Raw genomic sequence first — 18576 nt, 5'->3', positions numbered from 1 at the left:
TATAGATATTTTGTCATAGGAGGATCGTAATGGGAAGGTTGAGAAAAGTACATATTTATTTTGTTATTCTTTTTTTTATGTTGTCTTTTATTCCGGCGCAGGGGAAAGCTTTGGCTGCATCAAAATGTTCTAGGATTTCCCCACTAACCGATCCACTTGCTATTAAGATGGAAAAAGGGAAAATGGTTATTTGGGATGAGGTCGATCCGAAGTTATTAATTGCAAAAGCAAAATATGAGAAGCTGCTTAAAGCAAAAGGCTGGAAAATTACATACAAATCAGCTTATCGTCCATTCCAGTACCAGCAGCATTTTTACGAAATCATTCATGCACCAAACAGCTCCTGCAAACATGCTGAAATAAGAAAGCATAGTTTAGTCGGCTTGGTTTCACACCCTAGGCCAGATGCCCCCCATGTAGCAGGCATCGCCTTTGATGCGGTTGTCCGTGATAAAAAAGGGAGAGCGCTGAATGGAGCGGGATATGTGAGTGCTTCATTAGCTGCAGTCGTCAAAAAGGCGGGTTTAAAATTCCCGCTTCCAACCAGTGATGGTGTTCATCATGAATTGAATTCTTCAACTCCTGCGCCAAAAATGGAAGTGAAAATGAAAGCTAATGGTAAAATCCTTGCAGGGGCTGGCTTTAATGTAAGAATTGCACCACAGGCGACAGCTAAACGAATTGGCAGCGTAAATAAAAATAACAAAGTCCAAATCTTAGCAAAAAGAGGCGGCTGGTATAAAATCAAGTACGGCAAAGGTTATGGCTATATAATGGCTGTAGAAACGGGCTTGAAAGTTTTATAGCTGCATGGGGACGGTTCTTCTGCATCAAATATGGAATGAGGCACAAGAACCGTCCCTTTGCTTCAAAGGTTTACGGCGCGGAAGGTGTCGCCGCCTTCGATGGTGCCGTTTTGGAAGCCTTTGTAGAACCAGCGTTTTCTTTGTTCCGAGGTGCCGTGGGTGAAGCTGTCAGGCACGACGTAGCCTTGGGATTTTTTCTGGATGTTGTCGTCGCCGACAGCTTTTGCGGCATTGAGTGCTTCTTCGAGGTCGCCTTTTTCAAGGTAGCCCTTGCCTTGCACGTAGTGGGCCCAGACACCGGCTAAATAGTCTGCCTGTAATTCAAATCGGATGGAGTATTCATTGGTACGTCTTTTAGCTGCTGGGGTCTGTTCACCTAAATGCAAGAGTGTCTGTACATGGTGACCAACTTCATGCGCAATCACATAGGCCATCGCAAAGTCACCGGGTGCTTGGAACTGATCCTTTAGCTCTTGATAAAAACTTAAGTCGATATAGAGTTTATGGTCGCCAGGACAATAGAAAGGCCCCACCGCGGAGCTTGCTGACCCGCAGGCCGACTGAACGCTGCCGCTGTACAATACAAGCTTAGGATTTTCATATTCCAGCCCTTTCTTTTTAAAAATTTCAGACCAGACATCCTCTGTATCCGCAAGCACAACGGAAACAAAATCCTTCAGTTCCTTCTCCTGCGCCGTTTCTTCGTATGGAACGTTGGTATTAGAGCCATCATTCGATGACATGTTATTGATCAAATCGCCGGGATTGCCGCCAAGAAGGGTGAAGAGGAGAATAATAATCACCCCGCCAATTCCTCCGCCAAACACCATCTTACCGCCCATACCTCTCCGGTCTTCCACGTTTGAACTCTCCCGTCTTCCTTTCCACTTCATCTTTTTGCCTCCTTCCACATAAACGTCTTATAATCATTACCATAGTGTTATACCCACATAAGGGAAAATATATGAAGCCGTGGTGGTGGTCCTTCTGTTTCATTTGATGATTTTCGAAGGATGTAAAAAAGGGGGGATACGAGTTTGTTTTGATTGGATAATGCAAAGCAGCGTGGTTTTCTAACTCTAAGAAAAATCGATTATTTTACATTCAGCAGTGAAAAAAAAAGCAGTGCAACCTTAAATCTTGAAGGATGAACTGCTTTTTGAAGGTGAAATTTTGTTTTTATCGGGAGCCTGTACCAACTTTTTGAAGCACTTTTAATCCCTGCCCCATATCTGAAGCCAGTATATAGTTCTTATCGACAAATACTCCCCATACATTTGCTTTATCGGAAACATATGATCCAACTTCTGTAGGATTGGCAGGATCCGTGATGTCCACCATTCGGATACCATCGGAATAGTGGGAAAGGTAAAGCGTATTCCCTCTCACCTTTGGATCATGTACGGTATACGTACCAGTTTTACGTTCTCCTGCTTTGATTTGCACGGCCGAATTTACCGTCCTGAAGGTGCTTAGTAACACTGGGTTGCTTTTATCTTTGATATCATAGATGCGTACATATCCCCAGCCTCTTTCGAATCCAGGGTCATGAGGATCAGGATTGAATACTTCCCTCGTTTCAATTAAAACATTTCCTCCTTGTGCAAGAGCTGCGGAATGTGCGGCTCCCTGAACATTTCTCTCAAATTTTGTACGTCCTAGGAATTTTGGATTTTCCGGATCCTCGATGTTAAGTATGATTGTTCCTAAATCCCAATAGGATAGGTAGGCGGTTTTGCCTGTCTCGTCTGCAATAATACTATGCAAAAAGGCAGTCCTAGAGGCACCTTTTTCATCTTTAAAGGTATAATCACCGTTAAAGCCATCGCCAATCACAGTTGGGTCCCAATTTGCCAGTTCTTTTGGCTCTGAAGGATTTGATACATCTACAATAGAAAAGTCATGGACCTTTACGCCTTGGTCCTTATATCTGTGGGCCTGGTAGTTAGTTGCAAGCAATAGAACCCTATTGTTTTGTTCTGTCAGCCACATTTCATGGGTTCCAGTCGGAAGTTCAGTTGGGGTCTTCCAAAATCCAAGTTTCTTTGGCTTTTTCGGATTTGTAACATCATATAGGACAACGCCGCCATTGTCGGAGGTTTCTCCTTCATATCCGTATCGTTCTTTATCTACCCTTTGGACGCTGACTGCAGCGAGATCTCCCTTAAAAGAAGGGGTACTGACGGATTGGACAATGACTTTCTCCTGCCATGTTCCAGGAATATCATTTGCAATGACAGCGACTTCCTTTGGATTTGAAGGGTCTTTCATGTCAAAAATACGGACGCCCTCGTTGGTCATTTGCCCTCTATGAGTTCCAAGATAAGCATATCCCTTATAGGCATACACGTCAGCAGTTGTTGCAGGAGCTCCTTTTATGTCTTTTAAAGGAACCGCAGCTGTCTCTTTTAAATGCTGAAAGTTCTTAGAACCTTCTACTTGCGGCACACCGCCAAATGCAGATTCGCCCGCTTCAATATAACTCTTCTGTCCATCCTCACAAGCTAGTACAAGGCTGCCGCCTGCCAAAGAAATAGCCAAAGTAGCAGCAAGAATTTTAGTAGGAAACTTAACCATAAAAAACCTCCTATACCCTTATTTATACAAATATTAACTTATAAACCAGTTTGCAGGAAGTGAATAAAATACTGAAAATTAAAAAAATAATACCATCTAAACTCTTATTTTTATTGCACAAAATAGGAATATTGGCTTACTCGCTTGCGTGACTGGCACCACTAGAATTAGGGGAATAAAGGACAAAACGTAGATACATAACGGCAAAATATTTTTTGGTGCATGGGGACGATTCTTTTCCTTCCTATTGGGTCTAGTATTTGAATTTTCCAGCGACCTTATATTTTAATAAAGGAAATTAATAGTTTCGGGTAGAATAAATTAGAAGACGAAATATGCAGTAAAAAGAAACATTAAGGAATAAACTTAAAGAGTCATAGGGGAATAGGAAACAATTCAGACATCCTTCTTCGGGTGTCTATTGCTGTTTCATTTAGTAAGGCGTGCTTTTTCCCTAAAAATCCACGCTCTAGGTATTTTGATATAATCATACAGTTCATTGTGGCATCTAAAACTTGTTTTTAAGCGCCCTCTATTTATTTTTTAACGAATAACACTTTTTCGTAAAATTCTCCATTCCTTGTATGAAATTTTATGTAAAATGATAGGTAAAAGAGAATTTATCAAGAATATATGACATTTATTTTGTACATGTTAGGAGACCGTGTGAATGGTAAGGGAACAAACGAGATACTCTCGGCTTGCGGATATAACGAAAATTATTAATACAAGGTTGGAATTGCGTGAAGTATTACAGTATGTGACCTCGGCAATATCGGATGAAATTGTGCAGTGTCATTCGGTGGGGATTTTTTTACCGAACGCAGATGGAACTTTTAGAGGATTTGCAGGAAAACCAGAGATCATAAATGGCGTAAGGCTCGATTCACTGGTTATTGATCCTGAAAAAGATTTATTGTTCAAAGAAGTGATTGAAACTAGAAAAACGATTTACATCCCAGATACTTCGAAGGATCATCGTCCAGATCTGAGATCAATCAAAGCCTTCAAAATTAGATCTTTATTAGTCTTGCCAATCTCATATGAGCAAGAGTTGTTTGGACTCGTTTCTTTATTCGACTATGGAACTCCCATGGACCTTAGCGAATCCGAAATTCAAAGTGTGGAAGCTTATGTGAATATGGCGGCAGTCGCCATTCGAAATGCGAAAATTTTAACACAAAAGGAAACCTTGATTGCCGAAAAACAGTTATTACTAGATGCGACACGTGATTTATCATTGTGCTCCTCGGTACAGGAAAGCCTTGATAAATGTTTTTTTTACCTAGAGAAAATTCTAGACAGCCAATATATGGTGGCCTACCTTTTAGACCCAGTAGACAAAAAAACCATCAAATCAGCGAAGTTAAGATATGAAAGGGATTGGACAGAAGCAGAATGGCTGAGGTCCTATATGAATAAAATAATCGACAAATATGAAAGATCCGTTATTCGAAAGGTTATGAAAACAAAAGAAGCGTGCTTCATTCCCGACGTTTTTGCTGACAAAAGCCTAGAGGGTGAGATTTACCGGCGTTTCAATGTTAGGAATATACTCATGATTCCATTAGTTTCAACGGGGGAGGTTTTAGGGGTCGTAGCGGTGATCAATATAGATGGAAAAGGTGCCCCTTATCTACCATCTCAGATTCAGTTGGCTCATTCGATCGTTGATGCTACGGCTCCTACGTTCTCTAACCTGCTCTATATGGACCAGCTCGAAAATATGGTAGAAGACCGGACAAAGGAACTAGCGGCGGCGAATGAGAAAGTGACAAGTGTAATGGAAAGTATTACCGATGGATTCTTTGCGTTGAATAAAGAATGGGAGTTTATTTACATTAACGAACATCAGTATTTACCACAAGGGAAAACCGCAAAGGATGTATTTGGCAAGAAAATTTGGGAGGTCTTCCCGGAAGCTGTAGATACAGTCATGTATAAAGAATTTTGTCGGGCCATGGTCGAGCGGATACCAGTACAGTTCGAAATTGCTTCACCCTCTGATGATTATTGGCACGAAGTTGTGGCTTACCCATTTGATGAGGGAATCTGTTGTCTTTTTAAAAACGTTACGGAAAAAAAGAAGTATGCGAAGGAATTGAAAAGGTTATCCAGTCTAGAATTAATCGGGCAAATGGCGGCAGGAATCAGCCATGAGATTCGGAATCCGATGACAACAGTAAGAGGGTTTTTACAGTTTTTAAAAAAGGATGAAAAATATCGGAATCAAGATTATTATTTTGATTTAATGATTGAAGAATTGGACCGTGCAAATTCGATTATTACAGAATTTCTTTCAATGGGGAATACCAGGACGTCAGATTTACAGATGTTAGATTTAAATTCGATTATTCGTGATACAGCTCCCTTAATTAAGATTGATGCGTCTAGTCAAAATAAATCGATTAAAATCGAAACAGAAGAGATCCCAGAGCTGCTTTTAAATCGAAATGAAATTCGGCAATTATTACTCAACCTATGTCGAAATGGTTTAGAAGCGATGGACCCAGAGAAGATTTTAACCATTAGAACCTATAAAGATCAGGATCATTGCGTGGTTCTTGCGGTAGAGGATCAAGGCGAGGGGATTAAGCCTGAAATTGTTGAAAAATTAGGAACCCCTTTCTTCACGACCAAAGATAACGGCACCGGCTTGGGACTAGGAGTCTGCTACGCCATAGCAGCCCGTCATCACGCCCAAATTGACATCCAAACAGAATCAGAAGGCACCACTTTTAGTGTAAGATTTAAATTTTGAAGAACGAGTGATGCTTGGGGACGGTTGGATGGTTCTTGTGTTTCATTCAAAGATCTTAAGGACAAAACAGGCGGGAGCCAGGTCCAAAATGGTCCTCATAGGGTCGAGAAGGACAAAACAGGCGTGGGTCAAGGCTAAAATGGTCTTCATAGGGTCGATGAAGGACAAAACAGTCGTGGGTCAAGGCCAAAATGGTCTTCATAGGGTCGATGAAGGACAAAACAGGCGTGGGTTAAGTCGGAAATGGTCTTCATAAGGTCGATGAAGGCCAAAATAGCCGGGAACCAGGACCAAAATGGTCTTCATAAGTTTGATGAAGGACGAAACAGGCGTGAGCCAGGTTCAAAATGGTCTTCATAAGGCTGATGAAGGACAAAATAGGCGGGAGCCAGGTTCAAAATGGTCTTCATAAGGCTGATGAAGGACAAAACAGTCGTGGGTCAAGGCCAAAATGGTCTTCATAGGGTCGATGAAGGACAAAACAGGCGTGGGTTAAGTCCAAAATGGTCTTCATAAGGCAGATGAAGGACAAAATAGCCGGGAGCTAGTTTCAAAATGGTCTTCATAAGGCTGATGAAGGACAAAACAGGCGTGGGTCAAGTCCAAAATGGTCTTCATAGAGTCGATGAAGGACAAAACAGGCGGGATCCAGGTCCGGAATGTCCTTCATAAGCCCGATGAAGGACAAAACTGCCAGAAAGAACCGAAGATAATGCCCTTAACATAAAAAACCTCAAGGAAATTCTTGAGGTTTTTGTGTTAATCGGTACTTTTAAACTTGCCCGTTTTCTATTTCCATCCCCATTTTTGGAATACTTGGTGAGATGCTTCGGTTTTTAGGAAATCGACAAATTGTTGGGCTTCTTTTTTATTGTCCGTGATGGTGGCCAGGGCAATTGGGGTACCTCTGTATAGTTTTTCTGCTTCCGGCAGTTCGACTAGATCGGTGACATCCGTAAGTCTATAGTGCCAAGATTCATATGTAATCCACGCGTCGAGCTTCGAATTGGATTTCCATAACTCAATCGCTTCCGCACTAGACTTTACAGAAATATCAATGTTTTTGCTGATTCCGCCGATGAGTCCCTTTCTCCCTGCCAAGTCCTCCCATAATCCGAGCTGCCCAGCGCCATTGACATCCACAATTTTTACCCCGCTCTTTGTTAAATCTTCAAGCGAATGAATTTTTTTCGGATTCCCTTTTCGTACCAAAATCCCTGCGGCCCGTGGATATAATTCTGTCAGTGATTTTTCATTGATCATTCCTGGATTGCTGAGCATAAAGCTGCGCAGCATGTACTCCGATCCGCCGTAAATGATGTCTGCATCTTGTTTCGCGCTGTCAATCCAATTCGATTCTGGTCCGGCCGTCACGACCACTTTTATTCCGGTTTCGGCTGTGAATTTTTCCGCAGCTTCCTTCATCGGTCCCAGAGGCCCACCTGGTCCATACACTCTAATCACGCCATCGTTCTTTGCAGATGTTGGCTTCATTGAATGATCCATGTTCGCGTATACCGATATCCCGGCCGCCGCAAACATAAACAAAAAGAGAGCGCCAATCAACAACGTTTTTTTCATCCCTTTTCCCTCCAATAGTTTATATTTTCAATGTAGGAAACGGGTGGAGGAAGAAAACGGTTTGATAAATATTAAAAGTTAGGAAAAAAGTAACAGGTTCGAATGATAACAAGAACCGTCCCCATGCATCATCTTTTTCTGGTATATTAAAAAAGGTAGAGGGGGTGGTTTTGTGGGTGAGCGTTTTTTGCGGCGTGATTGGGTTGTGGTGATGGTAACGGCGTTGTTAACGGCGCTGGCTGGTGAGGTGAAACTGGTTCCGTTTGATGGGGATTTGTTCCGTTTTGGGCTGGGGAGCATTACCTTTTTCCTACTGATTCTTATTTGGCCCCCGGTGTCGGTGCTCCGGACGGGGATTGTGACCGGGCTGACGGTAGTATGTTTCAGGTCGGTATGGAATCTCCTGTTTGAAATCATGCCGCTAGCCGAAAGCTTTATCAATCATTTGCCGGCCTTTCTGTTTTATTTTATCTTTGCCCTTGGCCTTCATCTCATCGAGGTCAACCGCTACAAAACCTATCCGCTGTTGTTAGGCGCGTGGGCCGCTTTGTTTGAATTTTTCGGCAACGGAGCGGAAGATTTGATCCGGCATGAGTTTCTATCTCAAGCAAATCTTACCCTCAGGGAGTGGGCCATCCTTGCCGGTGTGGCCTTGCTACGGAGCTATTTTGCCATCGGGCTGTACGGCTCGATGATCATTTCCGAGCAAAAGAAACGGGTGGAAGAAATGCTCCGAGTGGGGGCGGAGCTGTATGTTGAAACCCTTTATTTAGAAAAATCAATTGACCACATTGAACAAATTACGGCTTCCAGCCATGATTTATATCGAAAGTTAAAGCAGGACAGCCACGACCTTGGAAAACAAGCGCTTCTTATTGCGCAAGAAATCCATGAAGTCAAAAAGGATTCCCAGCGAATATTATCGGGTCTGACAAAGGTTACTGAGCAAAAAAGAGATCTCGATTTTTCGCTGTCGGATGTTCTCAACCTCACTGTTCATGCGAACGAGCGGTACAGCCAGCGGTTAAAAAAAACAATTACTTTCCATGTTAAGCAGGAGGTTAATTTTAAAACCGACAAGCCGATTCCGCTGCTGGCGCTATTAAATAACCTAACTGCAAATGCCGTCGAAGCGATTGCTGACAGCGGCGAGATTCAGTTTGATATATTGGAAGAATCAGGAGAGATTTGTTTTTTCGTAAAAGATACAGGCGTGGGTATTCCTGATGAGGATGTTTCGATTGTGTTTGAGCCGGGCTACACCACGAAGTTTAATGACAAAGGCGTGGCGGCGACGGGGATTGGCCTGTCACATGTGCTTGACATTGTGCAGGCGTTTCAGGGGCGGATTGAAATTGAAACGCCGGACACCGGGACGATTTTTCAAGTGTGCCTGCCAGTGAACACCATACGAAAGCGAGGGGAATAGCGTTGCGTTATTTTATCGTAGATGATGATAAGGTTTGCCGGACGATGCTGAAAAAAATTATCAGCGACAGCCAGCTTGGCATGGTAATTGGAGAGGCCGAAAATGGCAGCGATGCGCTTTCGTCCGTCATGAGCTTAAGCCCGGACATCGTACTGATTGATTGTTTAATGCCGGAAATGGACGGGATTGAGGCGATGGAGCAGCTCCGGCGGAAAGGTTTTTCCGGCCAATTTATTATGATTTCGCAGATTGTTAATAAGGAAATGGTCGGGGAGGCGTACGAAAAGGGTGTCGAGTTTTTCATCCACAAGCCGATCAACCGCGTCGAAGTCGAAAGTATTTTAAAAAGAACCGCTGAGCAGGCGCGGCTGAAGGATTCCTTGCAAACGATCCGACAATCATTGGAGCAGATCGGTCTCACGCAGAATCCGCCGACTCGCAACCGGCAATCGGTGAAGGATATCGTTCTTTCGATTCTCAACCAAATGGGTGTAGTCGGGGAAGCTGGAAGCGAGGATATCACGGCGATTATTGAATTTTTGATTGAGATGAGCGACAGGCCTGTGCAGCTGCCGCCATTAAAGGATTTATATGAAGCGGCCGGGGCTAGAAGAAAGGTCCGCCATGCTGATATGAAAAAGGAATGCAAGGCCATCGAGCAACGGATTCGCCGGACGATTCTAAGCGCCATCAATAATTTAGCGTCTCTGGGGGCGATCGATTTTACGAACGAGGCGTTTGAATATTTTGCACCGCGCTATTTTGACTTTCAAGAGGTAAGGACGTACATGGTCTATATCCGCGATGAACGCCAGAACCCGCCGAAAATCAAAATCAACATCCGTAAATTTCTCCAGGTGCTGTATTTGGAAACGTTAGAAAAATATAGAGGTTGAAAAAATTTTCTTCGGGTGGGGTTTGTATTGCCCGAAAAAGAGAGCACTCTTCTAAAATGGTCAATGAGAGCTGGTTGCATTGCCCGAAAGCAGGATACTCTATAAAAGAGGTAAATGCAAGCGGGTTGCATTGCCCAAAAAGGAGGAAACTCTTTGAAAAAGGTAAATGAAAGTGGGTTGCATTGCCTAAAAAAGAGGAAACTCAATGAAAAAGGTAAATGCAAGCGGGTTGCATTGCCCGAAAAAGAGGGAACTCTATGAAAAAGGTAAATGAGAGTGGGTTGCATTGCCCAAAAAAGAGGGAACTCTATGAAAAAGGTCGATGAGAGTGGGGTGCATTGCCCGAAAAAGAGGAAGCTCTATGAAAAAGGTAAATGCAAGTGGGCTTAATTGCCAAAAAAAGATAAAAACCCACCAAAATGGTCAATGCAGCTATACGCCAGCGTCTAAAACAAAAATTTTTTCGAAAATAAATGTCGGATTGTGTAGGATTTTATAGGTTGCCTTTATATTAATCTAAAATACTAACCCCTAGGGGTTAGAAAGTTTGATAGAGGGGTGACCTTATAGATGAAATCCAAAATGAAAGCGTTTAAAGTTTCATTGGCAGTTCAAATTCTTGCAGGCTTAATTCTAGGGATTATTGTCGGTGCAGTATTTTACGGGAATCCAGCGGTGGAAACGTACTTGCAGCCGCTAGGTACCATTTTTCTTAATATGATTAAAATGATTGTTGTCCCTATTATTATCTCCACATTGATTATTGGTGTTGCGGGAACAGGTGACATCAAGCAATTAGGGAAGCTTGGCGGGAAAACGCTAATTTACTTTGAAATCGTAACTACGATTGCAATCGTTATCGGCTTGATGGCGGCGAATATTTTTAAACCTGGTGAAGGGGTGGACATGTCTTCACTAACCAAAGGGAATATTGACCAGTACGTGCAAACAACGGAACAAGTGCAGCACAACGGGATGATGGATATTATTGTCGGGATTGTTCCGAAAAATGTAATTGAGGCAATGGCTGCTGGCAATATGCTATCCATTATCTTCTTCTCCGTACTCTTCGGTTTAGGAGTAGCTGCGATTGGTGAAAAAGGAAAGCCAGTCCTTGCATTTTTTGAAGGCGTGGCAAGCGCAATGTTCTGGGTGACGAACCTGATCATGAAGTTTGCTCCGTTTGGTGTGTTTGGCTTAATGGGTGTCGCTGTTTCAAAATTTGGTGTGGCATCGTTAATTCCGCTTGGAAAATTAATGATTCTTGTGTATGCTACGATGTTATTTTTTATCGTTATTGTTCTAGGAAGCATTGCAAAATGGGCTGGCGTCAATATTTTTCAACTTGTCAAGGTGTTAAAGGATGAGCTGATTTTAGCCTATTCGACTTCTAGCTCCGAGACCGTATTGCCAAAGATCATTGAAAAAATGCAAAGGTTCGGCTGCCCGAGAGATATTGTCTCGTTTGTCGTTCCAACGGGCTATTCGTTCAACCTTGACGGCTCGACATTGTACCAAGCGCTTGCAGCGATTTTTATCGCGCAGCTGTACGGTATTGATTTAAGTATTTCACAGCAAATCACATTGGTATTAGTGTTAATGATTACATCGAAAGGAATTGCTGGTGTACCGGGAGTATCCTTTGTTGTCCTGTTGGCAACCTTGGGAACGGTTGGCATCCCGCTTGAAGGCCTTGCTTTCATCGCCGGAATCGACCGTCTGCTCGACATGGCCCGTACCGTTGTAAATGTCATCGGCAACGCACTTGCGACCGTCGTCATGTCCAAATGGGAAGGCCGCTTCGACACACTCCAAAAGACCAAATACCTTCAATCTATGCAAAAAACAGCATAAAGCAATGGGACATGGGGACGGTTCTCGTGTCCCATTTTATAAGATACAAAAGGGGAAATAGAGTAAGATCTATTTCCTCTTTTTTTTTTACTTAAAAAAAGTACCTTGAGGATTAACGGGTAAAATGGAAAAAGTGACGGGTAACGGGTGGATATTGACGGGTAAATTTGAAAAATCGACGGGTAAAATCACATAGTTGACGGGTAAATTCAATTTTTAGACGGTTAAATTTCAAATTAGGTATACAGGTAGGTGTATCCAAACCATCCAAGCCCCTCCTTATAAATCAAAAAACAAGTTTCCTCAGTTTTGCAGGACCATCCACCAATCATGGCGAATAAAAAAATATACCTAATAGTTTAAAAATTTGTTTGGAGTTGAAAATTTTGTCCCACTTACAGAAAAACGGCTGTGAAGTGATTCCCATTATGGTGCCAGTCTCTTCGTCATTAAAATCGGTAAATTTTTTCTTATATAAAAAGCAGCATTCTTTGACGCTCATTGATGCAGGATTTGATAACGAAGATTGCTGGAACGCCTTGCAGACGGCATTAACAGCACACGATTTAAGCATAAACGATATCACCCAAATTCTTCTGACCCACCATCATGTCGACCATGTCGGCTTAGTGAACCGAATTCTGAGTGAGCACCCCGTTCCGGTTTACGCCCACCCACTGTCCGTTCCCCGCTTAAAAAGGGACGATGACTTTATGGCGATGCGGGTGGAGTTTTTTGCAAAGCTTTATAAGGAAATGGGCTGCGGCGAGCAAGGGGAAAAACAAACGGCGTATTTGCAGCAGGCGCTGGAGAAAAATAGAACAAAGAAAATGGATGGTGAAATTCGCACAGTAAAAGGAAATCAGCTGCTTGATTTCGATGTCCTGTATGTACCAGGCCATGCGCCGGATCAAATTGTTTTTTACCAAAATGATAGCCAATGGCTGTTCGGTGGGGATTTATTACTTCAACATATCTCAAGTAATGCTTTGGTAGAACCGGATCTAGAGGGTCACCGGATGATGACACTATATGAACATTATCAATCATTAAAAAGAGTATTAGGGGTAAACGCGGATGTGATTTTTCCAGGGCACGGTATGCTGATTGAAAACCACAAGGCATTAATTCAAAAAAGGCTGGACGGAATCGGGCGAAAAGCAGATAAGTTCCTGGCATTAATTGAATCTGGCAGCACAACAGCCGCCGATGTCGCCAAAACGTATTACAAAGAAACCTACATTAAGCAATTTTCGCTCGTCATGTCCGAGGTTATCGGTCACTTGGATTACCTGGAATTGCAGGGGAAGGTTCAGAAAGAAATGGTCAGCGGGGTTTGGCATTATTCTGCGTGAAGCACGGGGACGGTTCTCTTGCTTCATCAACTGGGGGGATGAAAAATCAAAATTAAGGTTCGTTTTTTTGATGAAGGGCTGATAAGAGAGTACTTTTCAGTGTTGTCGGTTATTAGTTTGATTTTCTCATTTGTTTTGATTGTGGTGGAGATCCCAGGTCGTTTCAAACTGATAACTGGGGTGAGCCTTGTTTTATTTTTGCTTATTGTCTATTTGTTTTTATGGCTGAGGGCAAACTTTCTTCAAAAGACGAAACTGACGATTAACAATTCCACGGTGGAAATAAAGTTTGGGGACATTTTTGAAGAAAATGAGCTTAAGGTTATCGCCTTTAACGAGTATTTTGATACAGAAGTTGACAATTCCATCATTTCGGAGAGGTCGCTCAACGGGATGTATATAAAAAGAATGATCCCTGACGTTCAAGAGCTGGATCGTTTGATGGAGGACGATGACCGTTTAAAAGAAAACCTGGCGGCGGTAAATAGCAGCAGAAGCCGTGGGAAAAAGAAGCAATACAAACTGGGAAGTATTTTTCAGCATCATGATTATTTGCTAACGGCTTTTTCTAGATTTGATCACGACAATCGAGCGTTTTTATACATGAATGACTATATAAATTTCTTGCTCCATTTTTGGAATGAAATTGATGTAGTTTACAGCGGCAGGTCCGTATCCATTCCATTGCTAGGTTCGGGGATCACCAGATTTAAGGAATACAATCTAATCACCGACCAGGAGTTGTTAGAGTTAATCATTTGGTCATTTAAAGTCAGCAGAATCAAATTTACCTACCCTTCGAAGGTCTCGATAGTCATACATGAGTCGAAAAAGGATAAAATAAATTTATATACGTTAAAGTAGTACCAGAACCGTTCGTTCCAAAAAGAGGAAATTTGTGATATAATAATTATAGAAAATAGTTTTTTGGAGGAGTAAATGGCCAAAATCAAACCAAAATTATTTATCGGATCTGCAAAAGAATCGATTGAGTATGTAGATGCGATTCATGAAGCACTTTCACATGTTGCAGAGGTTACACCTTGGTCAGCAGGCGCATTTCGTCCCTTAGAATACAATATGGAAACCCTCGAACGTCAATTAGATGAGAATGATTTTGCTGTATTTGTATTTTCACCGGATGATGTGGTAAATATTCGCGGAACCATCACCTTTACGACAAGAGATAATACATTGTTTGAAATGGGGTTATTTTGGGGAAGGTTAAGAAGAGGACGAGTGTTTTTCATTATTCCCGGGTCCTTACCAGAGAGTGAGGAAATAAAAGGGTTTCGTTTACCTTCAGATCTAGATGGTCTAACTGTCTTAAGATATGAGACCCGCGGTGACAATAATTATGTGGCTGCTGTCAATGTCGCTTGCAGGGCGATTAAAAGAAAAATCACTGAGCTAAGCTTCTTCCAAGATCCAGTTAAGCTTTTAGAGGAAGCTCAAGCCAATATGGATAAGGATTACACCCTAATCCGTATTCTCCGAACTCTTTCTAAACGACTTCTAACAGACCCTTCTAAAAAATTTGAATACCTCCAAGAAGCTGTTAGAAATGCCTACCAAGCGCCCGATTTTTATTATGTCGAAGCAATAGGCGTATGGCAGGCGGAAGGGCAGGAAGGCTTAAGACAAATCGCTGGAAATGACGGCCAGGGGGAATTTTATCCCTTTAATGTAAATGAAGCCAGGGAAGACACAGAAAGAATTGTCGTCATCGACTGCTTCTTACAATGTACGGAGTTAGTTTTTCAAAAAAATAGTACTGCCTTTGATAATACCTATGTTTTATGTTATCCTATAGGGAACCAATTAGTTCTAACGGTTGCCATTACGGGAAAAAGGGTATTAAGTCAAGAAGAGATTGACGATATCTTTCTCGATAATTACAACCTACTAAGCACTATCAATACTATTTTTGGAGGTGCGTCTTCATGAACAGAGCTGTGGTATTAAAATTAAACAAAAATGCGTATAAAATTGGAGAAGCGGTAGCAGGCATCAGAGCCGTCATTCCTACCAAACACGGAAAAGAAGAATCCGGAAAAGTCATTTACAAACGTAAAGCGGATTACCACGAGGACCCGTATAAGAAGCGGGCTTAATTATAAAGAATTTGAAGAGAGGGGAGAAACCCTCTCTTTTTTGCTTTTCTTATGATGTATGGGGTGTTGGAATTTTCCGAAAGTATATTAAAATATAGAAGAATGAGTTTTGTTATGAAGGAGGAGGAATATTGTGAGAGTTGCTACGGCTCAATTGACGACAAGTACGGATAAGAAGGCGAATTTAGAAAAGGCGTTAGAATATATTGCGAAAGCGAAAAGTGCGGGGGCGGATTTTGTAATTTTGCCAGAATTTTATATGGTATTGGCGACCCCGGATTCGGGCTTACTGCCGGCAGAAGCAGCGGAACCACTGGACGGCCCGTTTGTTACCGCATTGGCAAAAGCAGCGAAGGAAAATGGAATCTATGTAGTTTGCGGTGTTTATGAATCTAAAGTGGACGACCCGAAACGCGCATTTAATACCACCGTTTTTATTGACCGTTCTGGGCAAATCGTACAAGCCTATCGTAAGACCCATCTATACGATGCCTTTAAATATAAGGAATCCGATACGATTATTCCAGGGGATAGTGAATACAAAGTAGTAGAAACAGAGTTTGGAAAAATCGGCCTGCTTGTCTGCTACGAGCTCCGTTTCCCAGAGATTGCGCGGCAGTTAGTGCTGCAAGGAGCGGATGTCTTGTTCGTACCAGCTGGCTGGGTGAAGGGGCCGCTAAAAGAAGATCATTGGCAAACTCTTCTTCGTGCGAGAGCCATCGAAAATACAGTATTCGTGTGTGGTGCCAACCTCGTCGGCGACATATTTACCGGTCGCAGCATCACCGTCGACCCAATGGGTATTATTCTATCAAGCGGCGGCGAAGAAGAAGCCTTGATTTTATCAGACATTGATCTAAAGCGGATAGAGCGCGTGAGAGAAAAGCTCCCAAGTGTCGCGAACCGTCGACCGGAGTGCTACATTTCAAGATAACTATTAGTGAAAGAAGGAACTCTATATAGGGTTCCTTCTTTTTGCTTTATAGTATAAATATTCCTATGCTTAGGGGTAGTTCAGTTAAGAACTGTTATTTTTTACACTTTGTGTCTAGCACCATAGAGTATGCACTACAAAATTAGTTATAAAGTTATATATTAAATTCGGAATATTTAGTATATTATGAAGATAAAATACTATATATGTAAAAACTACTTGGAATTTTATGTAATCTGGTCCGGACGTCATGATGTTGATGGAAATTTACTTATCTATCATGGAATACATAGTAGACTAACGGTTTTTTCAGTCTTTAGGATAGGGGGTGGTGGCTTTCTAGTAGTATAGGTAAAGTTTTATCAAGTAATTTATCTTGCATAATGCTCCAAAAAGAAGGTTTTGAAAGGGTGGAGAATTAAACAGAATTATTTTAGTGTGTGCAAAAAAGAAAATAAAAAGTGTGAAGGTGGTATTTATTTGAAAAAGAATCTCTTAAGTAAAAAAAATATGTTTATACTCTCTATTGTATTTATGCTTGCATTGGTAGGCTTTTCTTCAGGTACGCTCCCAAAACATCTTGATCCGCTAGCACCTGACACGATTTACTTCAACGGAAAAGTGATCACCATGGATGAAGATGCTGCTAATGCTGAAGCTGTTGCGGTCAAGGATGGCAAAATCATTGCAGTCGGTTCAAATAATGAGATTAGCAAGTTAAAAGGAAGCAGTACAAAAATCGTTGATTTAGAAAATAAAATATTATTGCCGGGGTTTTATGATGCCCATAGTCATTTCCCGAGCTCCGGAATGGATGGGACGGTTCAAGTAAATTTAAATAGTCCGCCGGTGGGACCGATTAAAACGATTGATGATCTAATCATTGCCTTGAAAGATCGGGGTATGGAAACCCACGAAGGTGAATGGATACTCGGGCGGGGGTATGATCAGACACTTTTAGCAGAAAAGCGTCACCCTACGCGTGATGACTTGGACAAGGTATCAACGGAACTCCCAATCTACATTGCACATACTTCAGGGCATCTAGCAGTAGCCAATAGCGCTGCCCTTAAAATAGCAGGAATAACGAAAGGTACTCCTAACCCGTCAGGTGGTGTCATTGTTAAAGATCCTAAGACAGGAGAACCTACAGGAGTATTAGAGGAATCGGCTATGGGTCTAGTAAGTAAGCATATTCCTAATGTTACAGAGGAAGAAAATCTTGCAGCGTTTAAAAAGGCTGTTCAGGATTATATCTCAAAAGGTGTAACGACCTCTATTATAGCAGGTGCAAGCAAACAGGGGCTTGTCGATTTGCAAAAATACCAGAAACAAGGGTTGTTGCCATTAAGGGTTACAGCTATGGGCTCTGGCTGGGGAGGAGTTATTTCACCTGGTGAATTAGGCGGTTTTGTCACAGGTTTTGGCAGTGATATGTTGAAGCTGGGCCCTGTGAAGATGTCTCACGATGGCTCCATTCAAGGGTACACTGGCTATTTGAGTCAACCGTACCATGTTCCGCCGGGGGATGACCCAAATTATCGAGGATATCCAGCACAAAGCCGTGAGGAATTAACGAAGCGGGTCGTGGAATTGCATAAGGCAGGATACCAAATTGCCATTCACGGTAACGGCGACGCCGCAATTGATGATATTCTTTATGCTTACCGTACAGCTCAGGAGAAGTATCCGCGCAAAGATGCCCGTCATCGTATTGAGCATTCGCAAATGGCTAGATTAGATCAATTAGATCAAATGAAGGAACTTGGTGTTACACCATCCTATTTTGTTTCGCATACATTTTTCTGGGGCGATCAACACCGCGATACATTCATGGGGCCCGAACGAGCTGCTATGATGAGCCCGCTTAAATCGTCCATTGAACGCGGCATAAAATTTAGTATTCACCTTGATACACACATAACTCCAATGGACCCGCTGCAGGCAGTTTGGTCTGCTGTTAACCGAATTTCAAGAAGCGGTCAAGTCATTGGTCCAGATCAAAGGATCACACCATTACAGGCACTTCGAGCAGTAACAAGCGATGCAGCTTGGCAAAACTTTGAAGAAAATATCAAAGGCTCAATCGAAATAGGAAAATATGCAGACTTTGTCATACTCCAAGAAAACCCACTAACAATAGACCCAGTAAAAATTAAAGACATCAAAGTACTCAAAACAATTGTAAACGACAAAGTAATATACGAAAACTAATGATGCATGGGGACGGTTCTCTTGCCTCATCCTCCAAATTGAGGAAGAGCAGGAG

The 18576-nt window shown here is 42.2% G+C and carries 14 protein-coding genes; 11 read left to right on the top strand and 3 right to left on the bottom strand.

Features of this window, described 5'->3' with window-relative positions; genetic code table 11:
* Nucleotides 1-29: 29 nt before the first annotated feature.
* Complete coding sequence (locus tag A6749_RS09335) at nt 30-806, top strand: SH3 domain-containing protein (RefSeq protein ID WP_066388544.1); 777 nt, start codon at nt 30-32, stop codon at nt 804-806.
* 62 nt (nt 807-868) lie between these two features.
* Here A6749_RS09335 and ypfJ read toward each other — a convergent pair whose 3' ends face one another.
* Together ypfJ and A6749_RS09325 are read right to left on the bottom strand one after the other, a co-directional pair.
* Nucleotides 869-1699, bottom strand: coding sequence for a KPN_02809 family neutral zinc metallopeptidase (gene ypfJ / locus A6749_RS09330; protein ID WP_066388542.1), 831 nt, complete (start codon nt 1697-1699; stop codon nt 869-871).
* 286 nt (nt 1700-1985) lie between these two features.
* Nucleotides 1986-3383, bottom strand: a complete 1398-nt coding sequence (locus A6749_RS09325; protein WP_066388540.1) for an LVIVD repeat-containing protein — start codon at nt 3381-3383, stop codon at nt 1986-1988.
* Nucleotides 3384-4053: 670 nt separating this feature from the next.
* Here A6749_RS09325 and A6749_RS09320 point away from each other — a divergent pair.
* Nucleotides 4054-6144, top strand: coding sequence for a GAF domain-containing protein (locus A6749_RS09320; RefSeq protein ID WP_066388538.1), 2091 nt, complete (start codon nt 4054-4056; stop codon nt 6142-6144).
* A 789-nt stretch (nt 6145-6933) separates the two neighbouring features.
* Here the strand turns inward: A6749_RS09320 and A6749_RS09310 are convergent.
* Nucleotides 6934-7725, bottom strand: coding sequence for an extracellular solute-binding protein (locus tag A6749_RS09310; RefSeq protein ID WP_066388530.1), 792 nt, complete (start codon nt 7723-7725; stop codon nt 6934-6936).
* A gap of 187 nt (nt 7726-7912) precedes the next feature.
* On the opposite strand from A6749_RS09310, the gene A6749_RS09305 reads away from it, so the two are divergent.
* The 9 genes from A6749_RS09305 to A6749_RS09270 all read left to right on the top strand — a co-directional run bounded on the left by A6749_RS09305 (nt 7913) and on the right by A6749_RS09270 (nt 18521).
* Nucleotides 7913-9154 carry an ATP-binding protein gene (locus A6749_RS09305; protein ID WP_236719643.1) on the top strand — a complete coding sequence of 414 codons (1242 nt, stop codon included), beginning with the start codon at nt 7913-7915 and terminating at the stop codon, nt 9152-9154.
* A 2-nt stretch (nt 9155-9156) separates the two neighbouring features.
* Nucleotides 9157-10050: a response regulator gene (locus tag A6749_RS09300; RefSeq protein ID WP_066388528.1), complete on the top strand. Its 894-nt coding sequence runs from the start codon at nt 9157-9159 to the stop codon at nt 10048-10050.
* Nucleotides 10051-10620: 570 nt separating this feature from the next.
* Nucleotides 10621-11904, top strand: a complete 1284-nt coding sequence (locus tag A6749_RS09295; RefSeq protein WP_407937505.1) for a cation:dicarboxylate symporter family transporter — start codon at nt 10621-10623, stop codon at nt 11902-11904.
* 386 nt (nt 11905-12290) lie between these two features.
* Nucleotides 12291-13259: an MBL fold metallo-hydrolase gene (locus A6749_RS09290; protein ID WP_236719642.1), complete on the top strand. Its 969-nt coding sequence runs from the start codon at nt 12291-12293 to the stop codon at nt 13257-13259.
* A gap of 99 nt (nt 13260-13358) precedes the next feature.
* Nucleotides 13359-14123, top strand: coding sequence for a macro domain-containing protein (locus A6749_RS09285; RefSeq protein WP_084797734.1), 765 nt, complete (start codon nt 13359-13361; stop codon nt 14121-14123).
* 75 nt (nt 14124-14198) lie between these two features.
* The gene (locus A6749_RS09280) at nt 14199-15206 is read left to right on the top strand and encodes a TIR domain-containing protein (RefSeq protein WP_066388515.1); all 1008 of its coding nucleotides are present in this window, start codon (nt 14199-14201) and stop codon (nt 15204-15206) included.
* A complete protein-coding gene (locus A6749_RS28360) occupies nt 15203-15373 on the top strand; it encodes a hypothetical protein (protein WP_161487130.1) in 171 nt (56 codons plus the stop codon). Before A6749_RS09280 ends, A6749_RS28360 begins: the two co-directional genes overlap by 4 nt.
* A 133-nt stretch (nt 15374-15506) precedes the next feature.
* Nucleotides 15507-16307 carry a carbon-nitrogen hydrolase family protein gene (locus tag A6749_RS09275; protein ID WP_066388510.1) on the top strand — a complete coding sequence of 267 codons (801 nt, stop codon included), beginning with the start codon at nt 15507-15509 and terminating at the stop codon, nt 16305-16307.
* 480 nt (nt 16308-16787) lie between these two features.
* The gene (locus tag A6749_RS09270; protein WP_169809858.1) at nt 16788-18521 is read left to right on the top strand and encodes an amidohydrolase; all 1734 of its coding nucleotides are present in this window, start codon (nt 16788-16790) and stop codon (nt 18519-18521) included.
* Nucleotides 18522-18576 lie beyond the last annotated feature (55 nt).

The sequence above is a fragment of the Neobacillus mesonae genome (assembly GCF_001636315.1).
GTDB lineage: Bacteria > Bacillota > Bacilli > Bacillales > Cytobacillaceae > Neobacillus > Neobacillus mesonae.
Note: the sequence above shows the minus strand (reverse complement) of the source record. Positions and strands in the feature narration are given on the sequence as shown.

Bases quoted from the DNA above. Each gene is read 5' to 3' on its own strand.
- A6749_RS09335 (WP_066388544.1), top strand. From the start codon at position 30: ATGGGAAGGTTGAGAAAAGTACATATTTATTTTGTTATTCTTTTTTTT.
- ypfJ (WP_066388542.1), bottom strand. From the start codon at position 1,699: ATGAAGTGGAAAGGAAGACGGGAGAGTTCAAACGTGGAAGACCGGAGA.
- A6749_RS09325 (WP_066388540.1), bottom strand. From the start codon at position 3,383: ATGGTTAAGTTTCCTACTAAAATTCTTGCTGCTACTTTGGCTATTTCT.
- A6749_RS09320 (WP_066388538.1), top strand. From the start codon at position 4,054: ATGGTAAGGGAACAAACGAGATACTCTCGGCTTGCGGATATAACGAAA.
- A6749_RS09310 (WP_066388530.1), bottom strand. From the start codon at position 7,725: ATGAAAAAAACGTTGTTGATTGGCGCTCTCTTTTTGTTTATGTTTGCG.
- A6749_RS09295 (WP_407937505.1), top strand. From the start codon at position 10,621: ATGAAATCCAAAATGAAAGCGTTTAAAGTTTCATTGGCAGTTCAAATT.
- A6749_RS09280 (WP_066388515.1), top strand. From the start codon at position 14,199: ATGGCCAAAATCAAACCAAAATTATTTATCGGATCTGCAAAAGAATCG.
- A6749_RS28360 (WP_161487130.1), top strand. From the start codon at position 15,203: ATGAACAGAGCTGTGGTATTAAAATTAAACAAAAATGCGTATAAAATT.